This is a genomic window from Roseovarius sp. SK2, from assembly GCF_028807495.1.
Taxonomy (GTDB): Bacteria; Pseudomonadota; Alphaproteobacteria; order Rhodobacterales; family Rhodobacteraceae; genus Roseovarius; species Roseovarius confluentis.
Genome location: NZ_JARAMK010000001.1, coordinates 75,275 through 89,559, shown reverse-complemented (window position 1 = coordinate 89,559; position 14,285 = coordinate 75,275). Strand labels below are relative to the sequence as shown.

At 64.3% G+C, this 14,285-nt stretch carries 16 protein-coding genes; 8 read left to right on the top strand and 8 right to left on the bottom strand.

Annotated features, from left to right (window positions below; all coding sequences use genetic code 11):
- Positions 1-41: 41 nt before the first annotated feature.
- Together PVV74_RS00445 and PVV74_RS00440 are read right to left on the bottom strand one after the other, a co-directional pair.
- Positions 42-977 carry a pseudouridine-5'-phosphate glycosidase gene (locus PVV74_RS00445; RefSeq protein ID WP_274591852.1) on the bottom strand — a complete coding sequence of 312 codons (936 nt, stop codon included), beginning with the start codon at positions 975-977 and terminating at the stop codon, positions 42-44.
- Positions 974-1,867 carry a PfkB family carbohydrate kinase gene (locus tag PVV74_RS00440; RefSeq protein WP_274591851.1) on the bottom strand — a complete coding sequence of 298 codons (894 nt, stop codon included), beginning with the start codon at positions 1,865-1,867 and terminating at the stop codon, positions 974-976. Before PVV74_RS00440 ends, PVV74_RS00445 begins: the two co-directional genes overlap by 4 nt.
- A gap of 75 nt (positions 1,868-1,942) precedes the next feature.
- On the opposite strand from PVV74_RS00440, the gene PVV74_RS00435 reads away from it, so the two are divergent.
- From PVV74_RS00435 to tsf, 6 genes are all read left to right on the top strand, one after another.
- A complete protein-coding gene (locus tag PVV74_RS00435; RefSeq protein WP_274591850.1) occupies positions 1,943-2,551 on the top strand; it encodes a hypothetical protein in 609 nt (202 codons plus the stop codon).
- Between the two features lie 212 nt (positions 2,552-2,763).
- Entirely contained in the window at positions 2,764-3,837 is a 1,074-nt protein-coding gene (locus tag PVV74_RS00430; RefSeq protein WP_274591849.1) for a hypothetical protein, read from the top strand.
- 11 nt (positions 3,838-3,848) lie between these two features.
- A complete protein-coding gene (locus PVV74_RS00425; protein ID WP_146049942.1) occupies positions 3,849-4,520 on the top strand; it encodes a hypothetical protein in 672 nt (223 codons plus the stop codon).
- A 10-nt stretch (positions 4,521-4,530) separates the two neighbouring features.
- Positions 4,531-4,995 carry a HEAT repeat domain-containing protein gene (locus tag PVV74_RS00420; protein ID WP_170067089.1) on the top strand — a complete coding sequence of 155 codons (465 nt, stop codon included), beginning with the start codon at positions 4,531-4,533 and terminating at the stop codon, positions 4,993-4,995.
- A 201-nt stretch (positions 4,996-5,196) separates the two neighbouring features.
- On the top strand, positions 5,197-6,078 hold the full coding sequence (gene rpsB / locus PVV74_RS00415) for a 30S ribosomal protein S2 (RefSeq protein ID WP_103761223.1): 882 nt from the start codon (positions 5,197-5,199) through the stop codon (positions 6,076-6,078).
- 88 nt (positions 6,079-6,166) lie between these two features.
- Positions 6,167-7,042: a translation elongation factor Ts gene (gene tsf, locus PVV74_RS00410; RefSeq protein ID WP_103761222.1), complete on the top strand. Its 876-nt coding sequence runs from the start codon at positions 6,167-6,169 to the stop codon at positions 7,040-7,042.
- 659 nt (positions 7,043-7,701) lie between these two features.
- Here tsf and PVV74_RS00405 read toward each other — a convergent pair.
- Together PVV74_RS00405 and aroQ are read right to left on the bottom strand one after the other, a co-directional pair.
- Positions 7,702-8,457, bottom strand: a complete 756-nt coding sequence (locus PVV74_RS00405) for a LuxR family transcriptional regulator (RefSeq protein WP_103761221.1) — start codon at positions 8,455-8,457, stop codon at positions 7,702-7,704.
- Positions 8,454-8,897 carry a type II 3-dehydroquinate dehydratase gene (gene aroQ, locus PVV74_RS00400; protein ID WP_103761220.1) on the bottom strand — a complete coding sequence of 148 codons (444 nt, stop codon included), beginning with the start codon at positions 8,895-8,897 and terminating at the stop codon, positions 8,454-8,456. The genes PVV74_RS00405 and aroQ overlap by 4 nt, the downstream gene beginning before the upstream one ends.
- Before the next feature lie 331 nt (positions 8,898-9,228).
- Here aroQ and PVV74_RS00395 point away from each other — a divergent pair, with 331 nt between their 5' ends.
- Positions 9,229-9,618, top strand: a complete 390-nt coding sequence (locus PVV74_RS00395; RefSeq protein WP_274591848.1) for a DoxX family protein — start codon at positions 9,229-9,231, stop codon at positions 9,616-9,618.
- Positions 9,619-9,658: 40 nt separating this feature from the next.
- Here PVV74_RS00395 and PVV74_RS00390 read toward each other — a convergent pair whose 3' ends face one another.
- Positions 9,659-10,882 carry an acyl-CoA dehydrogenase gene (locus tag PVV74_RS00390; RefSeq protein WP_103761218.1) on the bottom strand — a complete coding sequence of 408 codons (1,224 nt, stop codon included), beginning with the start codon at positions 10,880-10,882 and terminating at the stop codon, positions 9,659-9,661.
- 105 nt (positions 10,883-10,987) lie between these two features.
- On the opposite strand from PVV74_RS00390, the gene PVV74_RS00385 reads away from it, so the two are divergent.
- Entirely contained in the window at positions 10,988-11,896 is a 909-nt protein-coding gene (locus PVV74_RS00385) for a LysR substrate-binding domain-containing protein (protein ID WP_103761217.1), read from the top strand.
- Between the two features lie 142 nt (positions 11,897-12,038).
- On the opposite strand, the gene phoB is transcribed toward PVV74_RS00385, so the two are convergent.
- Genes phoB through pstB form a run of 3 tightly spaced genes read right to left on the bottom strand, consistent with a single transcriptional unit; the run spans position 12,039 to position 14,282 of the window.
- Positions 12,039-12,728, bottom strand: a complete 690-nt coding sequence (phoB, locus tag PVV74_RS00380; RefSeq protein ID WP_103761216.1) for a phosphate regulon transcriptional regulator PhoB — start codon at positions 12,726-12,728, stop codon at positions 12,039-12,041.
- Positions 12,729-12,746: 18 nt separating this feature from the next.
- Positions 12,747-13,472: a phosphate signaling complex protein PhoU gene (gene phoU / locus PVV74_RS00375; protein WP_103761215.1), complete on the bottom strand. Its 726-nt coding sequence runs from the start codon at positions 13,470-13,472 to the stop codon at positions 12,747-12,749.
- A gap of 12 nt (positions 13,473-13,484) precedes the next feature.
- Positions 13,485-14,282 carry a phosphate ABC transporter ATP-binding protein PstB gene (gene pstB / locus PVV74_RS00370; RefSeq protein ID WP_103761214.1) on the bottom strand — a complete coding sequence of 266 codons (798 nt, stop codon included), beginning with the start codon at positions 14,280-14,282 and terminating at the stop codon, positions 13,485-13,487.
- Positions 14,283-14,285 lie beyond the last annotated feature (3 nt).

Here is a 14,285-nt window from a genome sequence, read left to right as displayed (position 1 = left end):
TGGCGATATCTAGGCGCTTCAAGGGGACGCTACAACGGATTTCAGCGCCGAGCGCCGCTTTGAGGCTCATTGATTAGGCAGGTGGCGATTTTCGCGGCAAGCCTGGCATTGTTGACAACCAGCGCGATATTGGCGTCGAGCGAGCGGCCCTCGGTAAGGGTGTAGATCCGGTCGAGCAGGAAGGGCGTGACCTCCTTGGCGGTGATGCCCCGGTCGGTGGCCTCTTGCGTGGCTTGCGCTATGATGGGCGTGATCTCGGCGGCGGGGATCTCGGCGGCGGCCGGGATGGGGTTGGCGACAAGCTGTCCGCCGGGCAGGCCGAGCGCGGCGCGGGTGAGATGCGCGCGGGCGATCGCGTGCGCATCGTCGAGGCGCAGGGGCGCGGGCAGGTTCGAGCTGGCGGACCAGAAGGCCGGCAGGCTGTCCTGACCATAGGCGATGACCGGCACGCCGAGGGTTTCCAGCACTTCCAGCGTCTTGGGCAGGTCGAGAATGGCCTTGGCCCCGGCGCAGACCACGGTGACGGGGGTTTGCGCCAGTTCCTGCAGGTCGGCGGAGATGTCGAAGCTGTGTTCGGCGCCGCGATGCACACCGCCGATGCCGCCCGTGGCGAAGGTGGCGATGCCGGCGATGTGCGCGGCGATCATGGTGGCGGCGACGGTGGTGGCGCCGGTGCCGCCGGTGGCCAGGCAGACCGCGAGGTCGGCGCGGCTGAGCTTGGCGACGTTCTGCGCCTTGGCGAGCGCTTCGAGCTGGCCTTCATCGAGGCCGATATGCAACTGCCCCTCCAGCACGGCGATGGTGGACGGGGTCGCGCCCGCCTCGCGCACCGCATCCTCGACCTGCCACGCCGTTTCCAGGTTCCGCGGATAGGGCATGCCGTGGGTAATGATGGTGCTTTCGAGCGCCACGATGGGGCGCCCCTCGGCGCGGGCGGCGGCGACCTCGGGCGAGAACTGCAGGGGCAGGGTGGTCATGACGGGATCTCTCCGGAAATGTGGGTGGCGGCGGCCTGAAGCGCGCGGTCGAGGGCGGTGGCGCGGTCCTCGCCACGAGTTTCGGCGGCAATATGCGCGGCCATGAATGTGTCGCCCGCGCCGGTGACACGGGTGACGAGCACGGGCGCCGGCTGGCCGGTCAGAAGGCCGCTCGGATGGGCGTCGGCGGCGGTCTCTGCGCCGTTGGTGACGACGGCGCGGGCGGCGCCCCGGTCGCGCAAGGCCTGCGCTGCGCCGGAGGCGGAGGCAAAGGTTCGGCCGCAGAGGATGCCTGCCTCTTCGAGGTTGACATAGAGGATGCCCCGCCCGGTTTGCAGGAACGGCAGCAGGCGTTCGGCCTTGCCCGGCGAGGCAGGGGCGACACGAAGGTCGGCGGCGGGAAAGGCGGGGTCGTGGGCGATCCGGCTCAGCAGCGTGGTCGTCAGGTTGCCGTCCAGCGCGATGGGGCCGGTATGTGGCTTGGCGGCGCTGCCCAATGTGCCGTCTTGCAGCGGCGCGAGAATCCGGTCTCCGGCGGCTTCGAGCGAATGGGCGTCGGCGATGGCCGCTACCAGCCCGGCCGCGTCCTCAATGGCCATGTATTGATCGGTCGGCAGCTCGGACGAGCGCCAGACATGGGACGTGTCGATGCCGCGCGCGGTGCAGAGCGCCAGAAGCTCTTCGCCCGGGGCGTCGCGGCCCACGGCGCTGAGCAGGGCGGGGCGCAGGCCGAAGCGCAGCAGGGTGAGCGCGATGTTGAGCGCCACGCCGCCGGGGCCGCGGGCGATGCGGCCGGGCACGTCCGATCCCTGGCGCATCGCGCTGGCGGAGCGGCCGATGATGTCCCACAGGACCGAGCCGATGCAGAGGATGTCGGGCGGAGGCGTCATGCGATCATTTGCACCGCCGGGAACGGCGAGAGCAAGCGGTTTGCGAGGCGCGGTGACGCGGCGTAGGGTGGCGCAATGGAAAAGGCTCGTCGCTTTCGCATCCCGCTGAGACCCGTGCTGGCGCTTCTGGTGTTGGCGGCGGTTGCCGCGAACCTGCCGGCCTCGTGGTTCACCGAAGAGACGGCAAAGGACCGGCGGGCGGAAGTGTTTTCCGCCTTTACCAACCTCAGCGCCGCGCCGGGGGAGGGGGCCTTTGCCTTTCTCGGCACGGTCGCGGACCTGTCGGGACAGGAGGCGCGGGTGCGTCGGGACCGGCGGGCGCATGTGTTGCCGGGGCTGCTGGACGCCTATGCCGACCGGATCGACATGCCCGCCGACTGGCTGCGGGACGCGGTGCTGGACCCCGACTATGCGCATCCGTTCGATATAGCGGCATTCGAGGTGACCGCGCCCGCATTCGACCGATACGGGTCGCAGGGCGACTGGCAGTGGGGTCTGGCGGCCAGCGGGACCGAAGGTCTGTCGCCAGAGGACGCGGTCACGAATTGGTGCGCACGATGGCTGGTGGTTTGGGATGATGCGGAATGGTTTTATGCGCCGGTCGGGACCGAGGTCCTTGAAGACATGCTGGCCGAGGCAGCGCCTGAACTGGCGGAGATCCGACTGAGCGAAGTGTGCCTTTAGCCCAAAGTCTTGGAGCGGGCTGGTGCAGATTACCAGCGGAAGTTTGACGATAGTTGCGCGAAGAAGGCGTTAATGGTACACTTATTGCGCGAGTGCCGGCCCTGGGCGTTTTTGTATCCACGGGTCGCCGGCCCTGTGTGCATAGTTTTTTAAATCTATTTCCAAAGCCGCCTGAACTGGCGTCAAAACTTTGATATTACGGAGAATTTTTCATGGCTATCTCGATCAATTCAAACACCGGAAACATCTCGGCAGGCGGTGACAACACCGATGGTGACCTGCTTTTGAACGCCAATGACGGCACGCGGCGCATTCACCTGGATGCGGGCAGCGGCAACGCGTATCTGGGTGGCAACGGCGCCGACGGGGACCTGGTGCTTATGCCCGCCGGGGCGACCAGCCAATCGGCCTCGGCGGGTACAATCCACATGAGCGGCGACTCGGGCAACTATCGCGCCGGGGGCAATGGCGCGGACGGGGATATTACGCTGAATTCGAACAGTGGCGACCGGCGCATCCATCTCGATGCGGGCGGCGGCAACCTGTGGCTGGGGGCGAATGGCGCCGACGGCGACCTGGTTCTTTTGCCAAGTGGTGCGACCACCCAATCGACCGCCGCGGCGACAATCCACATGAGCGGCGACTCCGGGAACTACCGCGCTGGCGGTAATGGTGCCGACGGAGATATCACGCTGCAGGCCGATAACGGCGACAACCGCATCCGGCTGGACGCGGGAGGCGGCAACATGTGGATCGGTGGGAATGGCGCCGACGGCGACATCGTGGTGTTCGCTTCGGACGGGGATAACACGACGCTGAGCCAGGCCACGATCCATATCAATGGCGACGCCGGTGACATCATCATGCAGAACGCCGACTTCGCCGAGGATTTCGACGTGGCCGCCTGTGCCGTGGCCGAAGCAAGCCCCGGCACGGTCATGTCGCTCACCGATGACGGATCGCTGGTACCGTGCGAGCGCGGCTATGATCCGAGGGTCGTGGGCGTGATCTCGGGCGCCGGAGACTTCAAGCCGGGGATCGTCATGGACAAGCGCCACGACGTCGAGGACCGGATGCCGATCGCTCTGGTCGGCAAGGTCTATTGCAAGGTCGATGCGCGCATGGCCGCGATTTCGGTCGGAGACCTGCTGACCTCGGCGGACATGCCGGGCCACGCGATGAAGGCGGTCGACCGCCAGCGCGCATTCGGCGCCGTGCTGGGCAAGGCGCTGGCACCGCTGGAGCAGGGCACCGGCCTGATCCCGGTCCTGGTCAACCTGCAATAGGAGGCCGGGACATGAGTGCAAGCATCAGAAACGTGGCGGACACGTGCCTGGACAAGACCGGGCGCCTGTCGCTGCGCGAGGACATCCTTGGCGTCTATGCCAATGACAATCCCCGCAACCGGTCGGTCCTGGCGCAGATGGACCGCATCCAGAACATGCCCTTCGTCAAGGTGGCGCTGGTCACGATCCAGGGGGCCACGCCCCAGATTCAGCGCGACCTGGACAATGGCAATGACGTTTACCAGAATGAGTGCGATGTCTGGATCTATCCCACGGACAGCATAACCGTGAACAACCCCGGGCTGCTGGTGTTCGAGCAGGACGATTGCCGGGGCAGCGGGCACAGTGTGAGCGACGACGAGGACGAACTGTTCGACCTGGGCCGGAACCTGGGTGCGAATATCGTCGGGTATTACGTCAACAACCCCAGCCCGTTCGGCTGTGCCGCGCACCCGTCCGACCGGCGCGGATTCTGGGTGGGGCCGGGGGCGTCGCCCTGGACTTGGGTGCATGAATTGACCCACGTTGTCGGGGACAATCCCCATATCGACAGCGATGACAGTTGCGACCTGACGAACCTGATGACCGGGTGCGGCACCAACAACATCAACGTCGCGCTGCCCAACCTGAACAACACGCAATGCGACAACATCAACGACGACGACGATGTCGAGGAATGCTGAGGAGGCAACAATGGCAGAGCTAGACAACATTGCCGAGCGCATGCTGGCCACCGATTGCGGCCATTCGCTGGAGGAACTGGCCCGCAAGGCGACGGCCGAGGACCTTGCCGCGCTGGTCCGGGTGATCGAGGAGAACAGCGCACCCGATGCCCGGAAGATCCGTGCGATGTTCGTGCTGGGGCGCATGAACAAGAAGGAAGCGGTGCAACCGATTTTGAAAGCGCTGCCCAAGCTGGACACGGGCGGAAAGCTTGCGGCGGCGGATGCGCTTGGCCGTCTGGGCGGAGCCAAGGCTCGGGGTGAGTTGGTCAAGATGACGGCAGCAGATGATGCTCAGATCCGCAAGGTTGCTTCGCAGGCGCTGGCACGGATCGGAGACAAGGCGGCAATGGACCGGTTGAAGGAGATCGCCGAGAGCGATGCCGAAGCCTTTGTGCGCCGTGCCGCCCGAAAGAAACTGGACCGCGCGAAATAGACCCGCGCGGGCGCCGACGCTGCGCGGCGCACGGCCTTTCCAACAACGCTCTTGCAAAGCGATCGGCTTTGGTTTAGGTCCGCGCCATTCAATCCCGCAGGTATGGGCGGGCTTTTCGGGAGAGACATCCCCGGAAGTCCACCGGTTGAAGCATCCGCTTCTCATCCCGTACCGAGGCGCAAACCGGAAAGGAAAAAGACCATGGCTCTTCCAGAGTTCTCCATGCGTCAGCTGCTTGAAGCTGGCGTTCACTTCGGCCACCAGACGCAGCGTTGGAACCCCCGTATGGGCGAGTTCATCTATGGCGCGCGCAATGGCATCCACATCATGGACCTGACGCAGACCGTGCCGATGCTCGACGCGGCGCTGAACGTCATCCGCGAGACCGTGGCCAAGAACGGCCGCGTGCTGTTCGTGGGCACCAAGCGGCAGGCCAGCGCGCCGATCGCCGAAGCCGCTGAAAAATGCGCGCAATACTACATGAACCACCGCTGGCTGGGCGGCACGCTGACCAACTGGCAGACCGTGAGCCAGTCGATCAAGCGCCTGAACGAGATCGACGAGATCATGGAAGGCGGCGCCGAGGGTCTGACCAAGAAAGAGCGTCTGGGCCTTGAGCGCGACCAGGAGAAGCTGAACGCGTCGCTGGGCGGTATCCGCCAGATGGGTGGCGTGCCCGACCTGCTGTTCGTGATCGACGTCAAGAAAGAATCGCTGGCCGTGGCGGAAGCCAACAAGCTGGGCATTCCCGTGGTCGCCGTGGTCGACACCAACTGCTCGCCCGATGGCATCGACTACATCATCCCCGGCAACGACGACGCGGCACGCGCGATCTCGCTTTACTGTGACCTGGTGTCCCGCGCCGCGCTGGACGGCATGTCGGCCCAGATGGGTGCGGCCGGAATCGACGTGGGCGCGATGGAAGAGGCCCCGACCGAGGAAGCCGTGAGCGAAGCGCCGGCCCCGGCCGCCGAAGCGCCCGCACCGAGCGACGAGGCGATGCACGACGACTCCATGTCCAAGGACGCGCCGCTGGACATCGAGTCCGCCGAAGAGGTCAAGAAAGAGGCCGCTGACAGCTGAGCCTGTCACGAAACCTATACCTTGTTGATATAACTGGGCGCGGGTCGACCTGCGCCCATGACAGCCCCAATATTCGAGGAGAGCCAAGATGGCGATCACAGCTGCAAGTGTGAAAGAGCTGCGCGACAAGACCGGCGCGGGCATGATGGACGCGAAGAAAGCGCTGACCGAAACCGATGGCGACATGGACGCCGCCGTTGACTGGCTGCGCACCAAGGGCCTGGCGAAAGCCGCCAAGAAATCCGGCCGCACCGCCGCCGAGGGCCTGGTGGCCGTCAGCGTGACCGGTGGCACGGGCGTTGCCGTCGAGGTGAATGCCGAGACCGACTTCGTTGCCAAGAACGCCGATTTCCAGAAGATGGTGGGCGACATTGCCGCCGCCGCCGTGGGCGTGGCCAATATCGACGCGCTGCAATCGGCAGAGATCGGTGGCAAGAGCGTGGCCGACACCATCACCGACAAGATCGCCACGATCGGCGAGAACATGGGCCTGCGCCGCATGGAGAAGATCGAGGGCGACACCGTGGTGAGCTACATCCACAACGCCGCCACCGATGGCATGGGCAAGATCGGCGTGCTGGTCGCCATGAAAGGTGGTGACGAGGCGTTCGGCCGCCAGGTCGCGATGCATATCGCCGCCACCAATCCCGCCGCGCTGAACGAGGCGGAGCTGGATCAGGCCGTTGTCGACAAGGAACGCCAGGTGCAGATCGACATCGCCCGCGAATCCGGTAAGCCGGAGCAGGTGATCGAGAAGATGATCGAGGGCCGCATGAAGAAATACATGTCCGAGATCACGCTGGTGAACCAGTCCTTCGTCATCAACCCCGACGTGACCGTCGGCGCCGCCGCTGCCGAAGCGGGCGCCGAGATCACCGGCTTCATCCGCATGGAAGTGGGCGAGGGGATCGAGAAGAAAGAAGAGAACTTCGCCGAGGAAGTCGCCAAGGCGGCTCAGGGCTGAGCTTGGCTTGACCGTGGGACCGAGGGGCCAGCCCCTCGGGCTACTGGTTCAAAGCGGGGGGCAGCCCCCCCGCACCCCTCGGGATATTTCCGGCCAGAGGAAAATGGGCGCGTTCCGAGTCATCGGGGCGCGTTTTTTGCTTGGTTCGACGCAAGAGTTGTTGCTAGATCGGAGCCGGGCAGAGGCGATGACGTCGCCGGGCCGGGTGGCGTTGTCCTTTCATCACATCCTGTACGCCGGGGCCGTCGGAAGATCGGCGGCCGCGCGATTTGCGTGTCGTATCTGCGCGACGCCTTTGCTTTTGGCGGCAAGCTGCATTGGACGGGTAGGGCGCCAAGAGAAACGGTGCCGCCCGGGCGGACGACACCGTCATTCCTTGCACCTGAAACGGGATGAGACGGTGCAGGCAAATCCGGCCGGTCCGCCGATGAATAGGCAAACCGACCGGCCTCCGGCAAAACCGGCAGGCCGGTTTCTCCCTGGTATCGCAGAGAGGTCCGACCCATGTTCCCAGGCTTAAAAGCCACCACTCACGGAACGCCCCAATAATGCGACGTAACGTCAATTCGGGGAAGTAAGGGAATCCTTACCAAGTGGTAAAACATGTCGCCAGGATGGAAGTATTTGAAACTATATTTCGCGCATAGGTTGCGCCGATGTCAGGTTTCGAGCACGAAGATCTGATTCTGGAACGCGGCCTTGAGCACCGCCTGAGCGGTGGTCTCGACGCTCAGGGCCTCGCGCGCGAGGCGCAGGTGCTTTTCCACCGTGGCCGGTGTCAGTTCCATCAGGAGCGCGATGTCCTGGATTGTTTTGCCGTCGCCAACCCAGCCCAACACCTCTTTCTGGCGCCTGGTCAAGGACCGGCCCGGGGCCTCGTAGGGCAGGGTGAGGATGCGCAGATGCACGATGTTGTTGAGCAGGATGATGTCGTCGCCATGCTGTTCCCACAGCGTGTCGCAGGCCGCCTGGTCACGATCGGCATGCGCAGTGAGCGCGACGGCGCCCTTGGTGCGCGGCGACATGGATTTGAAACTGATCGAGTAGCCGCAGGTCACGCCCATCGAGGCGTTGAATTCGACCACCTTGCGTTCCTGCGGGGTCAGCGTATCGGTTTCCAGCATCTCGGCCATGACCCGCCAGGAACAGGCGCCTTCGTTGTCCAGCGCCCAGCGGACCATCGGCGCGTGGTGATAGAGACCGTCGCCGATGAACGTGTCCATGTATTCGGGCGAATGGTTGCTGAGCAGGACAAAATCGTCCGGGTCACCCAGCGACGTCGACGTCCGGTACCGGGTGAAGCCGTAGATCAGCCGGTCGAAGCCGTAGTCGGCCATTTGCGCGACGTGCATATCCCAGAGCTCTTCGACGCTGGGTGCGTTCAGGAGCGTGTTGAGATGCGCGGTTGAGATCACGTGGTAGCCTCCAGGTGGTTGGCCATGGCCTGAAGCGCCAGCGTGTAGCCATGCGCGCCGAAACCGCAGATCACCCCGAGGGCGACTTTTGCGATGTAGGAGGTGTGACGAAACTCTTCGCGTGCGTGGATATTGCTGAGATGCAGCTCGATCGTGGGGATCCCGACGCTGGAGATCGCGTCCATGAGAGCGATGGAGGTGTGTGTGTAGGCGCCGGCGTTGAGGATGAGGCCGTCATGCGTGCCGCGGGCCTCATGGATCATGTCGACCATCGCGCCCTCGGAATTGGATTGGGCAAAGGCGAGGGTCAGGCCGAGCGACCGGGCCGCCTTGGTGCATTGGGCCTCGATGTCACCCAGCGTCGTGGTCCCGTAGACCTCTGGCTGGCGGGTGCCGAGGAGGTTGAGGTTGGGCCCGTTGAGGATCAGGATGGAAGTCATGTGGCGCGCGTCCTTTCCGCTACGTCATAGACCGTGACATACGGTGGTGTCGAGTGAGAGTTGCGGGGTCTGGCTCTCTGTGCGGCAGTGTGGCATCGTGGCTGACGACTTCGGTACGAGGGTGAGCTGATCCGGTCAAACCTTTGCTGTGTCTGGGTTTTAGCTGGCCGAGGGAGTTTTCCGGGATGCCTACATATTTAACATAATACTGATTATGCGCTTACCACGTATCAGGAAGTGTCCGGTTGGAAACTTCTCGCCCCGTGTTTGCGTGGCTTTACATGACCTGTATCCGCGCATGGACCGGGACACGACGCCAGGGAGACGCTTGATGGCCGCGACAGACCCCACCCCGACCGCAACGCCAGTGACCCTGCGCGTGGGACGCACGTTGATCGCGGTGTTGTTCCTGGCCGGTGCGGTGCAGAAAGCGTTGGGAACAGAGCAAGGCATGGCGCTGCTGGGTAATCTGGGCTTGCCCGGTTGGCTGATCTGGCCCGCGCTGGTGTTCAACGCGGTGGCCGGTCTGGCATTGTTGATGGGATACGCCACGCGTTGGGTGGCGCTGGCGCTGAGCGTCTATTGCATGGTGACGAGCATTTTCCACTTCCAGCCCGAGGATGGCTGGCAGATGTCGATCTTCGTCAAGAACTGGGCAATTGCCGGCGGCCTGCTGGTGCTGAGCGATTACGCGCGGCGGTTCACCGGCAACGGCCCGTAGAGCAGGGCAGTCCCCTGCCCCGCAACGCCTTGTTTCGGCTTCAGAAAAACGCCTGAAGCCCGGTTTGCGCGCGCCCGAGGATAAGCGCGTGCACGTCGTGTGTGCCTTCGTAGGTGTTGACGGTTTCGAGGTTCATCATGTGGCGGATGACGTGGAATTCCTCGGAAATGCCGTTGCCGCCATGCATGTCGCGGGCCTGTCGCGCGATATCGAGCGCCTTGCCGCAATTGTTGCGCTTGATGAGGCTGATCATCTCGGGCGCGGCCTGGGCGTCGTCCATCAGGCGACCGACGCGCAGCGCGGCCTGAAGGCCAAGGGCGATTTCGGTCTGCATGTCGGCCAGTTTCTTTTGAAAGAGCTGGGTCTGGGCCAAGGGACGCTTGAACTGCTTGCGGTCGAGGCCGTATTGGCGCGCGGCGTGCCAGCAGAACTCGGCCGATCCCATGACGCCCCACGCGATGCCGTAGCGGGCGCGGTTGAGACATCCAAAGGGGCCTTTAAGCCCTTGAACATTCGGCAAAAGTGCATCCTCTCCCACCTCGACGCCGTCCATGACGATCTCGCCGGTGATCGAGGCGCGCAAGCTTTGCTTGCCCCCGATCTTGGGGGCGCTGAGGCCTTTCATGCCCTTGTCGAGCACGAAGCCGCGGATCTTGCCGTCATGGGCGTCGGACTTGGCCCAGACGACAAAGACATCAGCGATGGGCGCGTTCGAAATCCACATCTTGGAGCCGGAAATCTTGTAGCCGCCATCGGTCTTCTCGGCGCGGGTTTTCATTGCGGCGGGATCGGAGCCCGCATCGGGCTCGGTGAGGCCGAAACAGCCGATCAGCTCGCCCGAGGCAAGGCCCGGCAGGTATTTCCGGCGCTGTTCCTCGCTGCCATAGGCGTAGATGGGATACATCACGAGGCTGGACTGCACCGACATCATCGAGCGATAGCCGGAGTCGACGCGCTCGATCTCGCGCGCGACGAGGCCGTAGGTGGTGTAATTGGAGCCAAGCCCGCCGTATTCCTCGGGGATGGTGGTGCCCAGAAGGCCCATCTGCCCCATCTCGCGGAAGATGCCCGGATCGGAGGCCTCGGTCGCGTAGGCGTCCTTGACCTTGGTCTGCAGCGTCTCCTGCGCGAAGGTGCGGGCGCTGTCGGCGACCATGCGCTCGTCCTCTTCCAGCTGGGCGTTCAGCAGGAAGGGATCGGCCCAGTCGAACCCGGCGAGGTCGGGCTTGTCCTTGTCGCGCAGTTTGGGGGCGTCGAGGCTCATGGCGGTCTCCTTATACAGGGCGAATGTGCTTTGGCTTGAATTTATCCTGAGATAAGCGCAATAAAAAGCGGCAATTCGGCATATGTTCATGAGGAAACCGCATAGATGTCCCTGCCCCGTCGCTTTCTGCCATCGCTGGGCGCCTTGCGCGCGCTGGAGGCGCTGGAGCGGCTGGGCAGCCTGACGGCGGTGGCCGAGGAGCTGAACCTGAGCCAGAGCGCGGTGAGCCGGCAATTGCAGACGCTGGAGAGCCAGCTGGGCGTGCCGTTGTTCGTGCGCGAAGGGCGGCGCGTGCGGCTGACACCCGAGACCCGGGAATACGCCGGCGAGACGCGCGCGGCGCTGACCCGGATCAGCCAGGCCTCGCTTAAGCTGGCGCTGAACCCCGGGGGCGGCAGTCTGAACCTGGCGATATTGCCGACCTTCGGGATGCGCTGGCTGGTGCCGCGGCTGCCGGAGTTTGCCGCGGCGCATCCGGAAGTGACACTGAACCTGTCGACCCGGTTGAAGCCGTTCAACTTTGCCGCGGAACCGTTTGATGCGGCTATACTTTTCGGGGATGGTGGCTGGCCCGGCACGCAAAGTCTGCGGCTGAAAAGCGAGGCGGTGGTGGCAGTTGCCGCGCCAGCGCTGCTGGAACGGATGCAGGTATCGGGACCGGGCGATGTGCTGTCCCTGCCTCTCATGCATATCGAGACGCGGCCCGAGGCGTGGCGCGCGTGGTTCGCCGCGCACGGTGTCGAGACGGGCACGGTGGCGGGCACGATCTATGACCAGTTCTCGACCATCACGCAGGCCGCCTTGCACGGGCTGGGCGTGGCGCTCTTGCCGGACTACCTGGCCGAACAGGACCTGGCCACGGGCAAGCTGGTGACCGTTTGGGGTGGGCGCACGGACAGCCCGGGCGCCTATCACCTGGTCTGGCCCGAGGAGAAGGCGCAGGACAGCGCGGTGGTGAAGTTCCGCGACTGGCTGGCGCCGCAGGCGGAGGACGAAGACCCCCTGCCCCGGTAACATGTGGCGTGACCCAATTGTGTGGCTGCGCCACGCTTTATTTGTTTGGTTTGAGTATTTGGAGCAAGAAAAAGCCGGGCGCATCCTGCTGCTTTTTCTTGCCGAAAATACTCATGTCTCGCCGCCGACCACGGGCGCGCGGTCAGCCGAGGGAATACCCGGCTCCGCGCACCGTGCGCAGCGGGTCGTCGCCGCCATGCTGACAGAGCGCCTTGCGCAGCCGGCCGATATGGACATCGACGGTGCGGGTGTCGACATAGATGTCGCGGCCCCAGACGCGGTCGAGCAGTTGTTCGCGGCTCCAGACGCGGCCCGGTTTTTCCATGAAGGTCGAGAGCAGCCGGAACTCGGTCGGGCCCAGTTTCAGGCCCTCGCCCTTGCGGGTGACGCGGTGGGTCTCGGAATCGAGGATGATATCCTCGTATTCCAGCCGTTCGCCGACAGTCGAGGGCCGCGTACGGCGCAGTTGCGCGCGGACGCGGGCCATGAGTTCGATGACCGAGTATGGCTTGATCACGTAGTCGTCGGCGCCGGTTTCGAGCCCCCGCACGCGGTCCACCTCCTCGGAACGGGCCGAGAGCATGATGATGGGCACGTTGCGCGTTTCCGAGCGGGTCTTGAGCTGGCGGCAGACCTCGATGCCCGACACGTTGGGCAACATCCAGTCCAGCAGGATGAGGTCGGGCGCGCCTTCCTCGACCAGCATCAGGGCCTCTTCGCCGTTTTCCGCCTTGGTTACGGCAAAGCCGTCGGCCTCGAGGTTGTAGGCCAGCACTTCGCGCTGTGCCGGTTCATCCTCGACCAGAAGAACGCTGGGCTGTTCGCTTGCCATGACGATTGATGTCCTTCGTTATGCGCCGACCTGGGGCGAGACCTTGGGATCCAGCGATGTCTTGTCGCTCTTGGGGCGGCCGTCCTCCGGCATGGTGCCGGTGACGAGATAGACCACCTGTTCGGCGATGTTGGTGACGTGGTCGCCCATGCGCTCGGTGTTCTTGGCGATGAAATGCAGGTGCATGCAGGGCGTGATGTTGCGCGGGTCTTCCATCATGAAGGTCAGGAACTCGCGGAAGAGCGCGTTGTACATCTGGTCCACGTCGTGGTCGCGCTGGATCACCTCGCGGGCCAGCTCGGCGTCGCGCTGGATATAGGCGTCCAGCACGTCGCGCAGCATGCGTTCGGTCTCGCGGGCCATGCGGCGCAGCGAGGCGGTGGCGCCGGTGATCGGGGTCATCTGCGACAGCACCGTGGTGCGCTTGGCCATGTTCTTGGCGTAGTCGCCGATGCGCTCCAGGTTCGAGGCGATTTTCATCACCGTCAGGATGACGCGCAGGTCGATGGCGGTGGGCGCGCGCAGGGCGATGGTCCGCGCGGTTTCCTGGTCGATCTGCTCTTCGAGGTCGTCGATCACGCGGTCGCCGGCACGGACCTTTTCGGCCAGTTCCTCGTCGCGGGTGTCGAGCGAGATGGCGGCGTTCATGATCGCCTCTTCGACCAGGCCGCCCATCTTCATGATTAGCGCCTGGACGGTTTCGAGGTCGCGGTCGAAGGCCGATGAGATGTGTTCGTCGTTCATAGCGTGCGCTCCTTAGCCGATCCGGCCGGTGATGTAGCTTTCGGTGCGGGGATCTTCGGGGTTGGTGAAGATCTTGCCGGTTTCGCCGAATTCCACCAGGTTGCCCAGGTGGAAGAAGGCGGTCTTCTGGCTGACGCGCGCGGCCTGCTGCATCGAGTGGGTCACGATGACCACGGAATATTGCGTGCGCAGCTCGTCGATCAGTTCCTCGACCTGGGCCGTGGCGATGGGGTCGAGCGCTGAACAGGGCTCGTCCATCAGGAGCACTTCGGGCTCCGTCGCGACGGCGCGGGCGATGCAGAGACGCTGCTGCTGGCCGCCCGAAAGCCCGGTGCCGGGCGCTTGCAGGCGGTCCTTGACCTCGTCCCAGATGGCGCCGCGGCGCAGGGCACGTTCGACGATCTCGTCCAGGTCTGCCTTGTTCTTGGCCATGCCGTGGATGCGGGGGCCGTAGGCGATGTTGTCGTAGATCGACTTGGGGAACGGGTTGGGTTTCTGGAACACCATGCCGACCTTGGCGCGCAGTTGCACCGGGTCCACTTTCTTGTCGTAAATATCCTCGCCATCGAGCAGGATATCGCCCTCGACCCGGCAGATGTCGATCGTGTCGTTCATCCGGTTGAGACAGCGCAGGAAGGTGGACTTGCCACAGCCGGACGGCCCGATGAAGGCGGTGACGGTCTTGTCTTCCAGCGCCACGTCCACGTCCTTGATGGCGTGGGTGTCGCCGTAATAGACCTGAACGCCCTTGGCCGAGAATTTGATGTCTTTCTGATCCACGGCTCTCTCCGTATTTGGCGTATCGTACATGGG

Coding starts and splice junctions, on each gene's coding strand:
- tsf (WP_103761222.1), top strand. CDS start 6,167: ATGGCGATCACAGCTGCAAGTGTGAAAGAGCTGCGCGACAAGACCGGC.
- PVV74_RS00445 (WP_274591852.1), bottom strand. CDS start 977: ATGACCACCCTGCCCCTGCAGTTCTCGCCCGAGGTCGCCGCCGCCCGC.
- phoB (WP_103761216.1), bottom strand. CDS start 12,728: ATGGCAAGCGAACAGCCCAGCGTTCTTCTGGTCGAGGATGAACCGGCA.
- aroQ (WP_103761220.1), bottom strand. CDS start 8,897: ATGACTTCCATCCTGATCCTCAACGGGCCCAACCTCAACCTCCTCGGC.
- PVV74_RS00390 (WP_103761218.1), bottom strand. CDS start 10,882: ATGAGCCTCGACGCCCCCAAACTGCGCGACAAGGACAAGCCCGACCTC.
- PVV74_RS00385 (WP_103761217.1), top strand. CDS start 10,988: ATGTCCCTGCCCCGTCGCTTTCTGCCATCGCTGGGCGCCTTGCGCGCG.
- PVV74_RS00440 (WP_274591851.1), bottom strand. CDS start 1,867: ATGACGCCTCCGCCCGACATCCTCTGCATCGGCTCGGTCCTGTGGGAC.
- PVV74_RS00435 (WP_274591850.1), top strand. CDS start 1,943: ATGGAAAAGGCTCGTCGCTTTCGCATCCCGCTGAGACCCGTGCTGGCG.
- phoU (WP_103761215.1), bottom strand. CDS start 13,472: ATGAACGACGAACACATCTCATCGGCCTTCGACCGCGACCTCGAAACC.
- pstB (WP_103761214.1), bottom strand. CDS start 14,282: ATGTACGATACGCCAAATACGGAGAGAGCCGTGGATCAGAAAGACATC.
- PVV74_RS00430 (WP_274591849.1), top strand. CDS start 2,764: ATGGCTATCTCGATCAATTCAAACACCGGAAACATCTCGGCAGGCGGT.
- rpsB (WP_103761223.1), top strand. CDS start 5,197: ATGGCTCTTCCAGAGTTCTCCATGCGTCAGCTGCTTGAAGCTGGCGTT.
- PVV74_RS00425 (WP_146049942.1), top strand. CDS start 3,849: ATGAGTGCAAGCATCAGAAACGTGGCGGACACGTGCCTGGACAAGACC.
- PVV74_RS00420 (WP_170067089.1), top strand. CDS start 4,531: ATGGCAGAGCTAGACAACATTGCCGAGCGCATGCTGGCCACCGATTGC.
- PVV74_RS00395 (WP_274591848.1), top strand. CDS start 9,229: ATGGCCGCGACAGACCCCACCCCGACCGCAACGCCAGTGACCCTGCGC.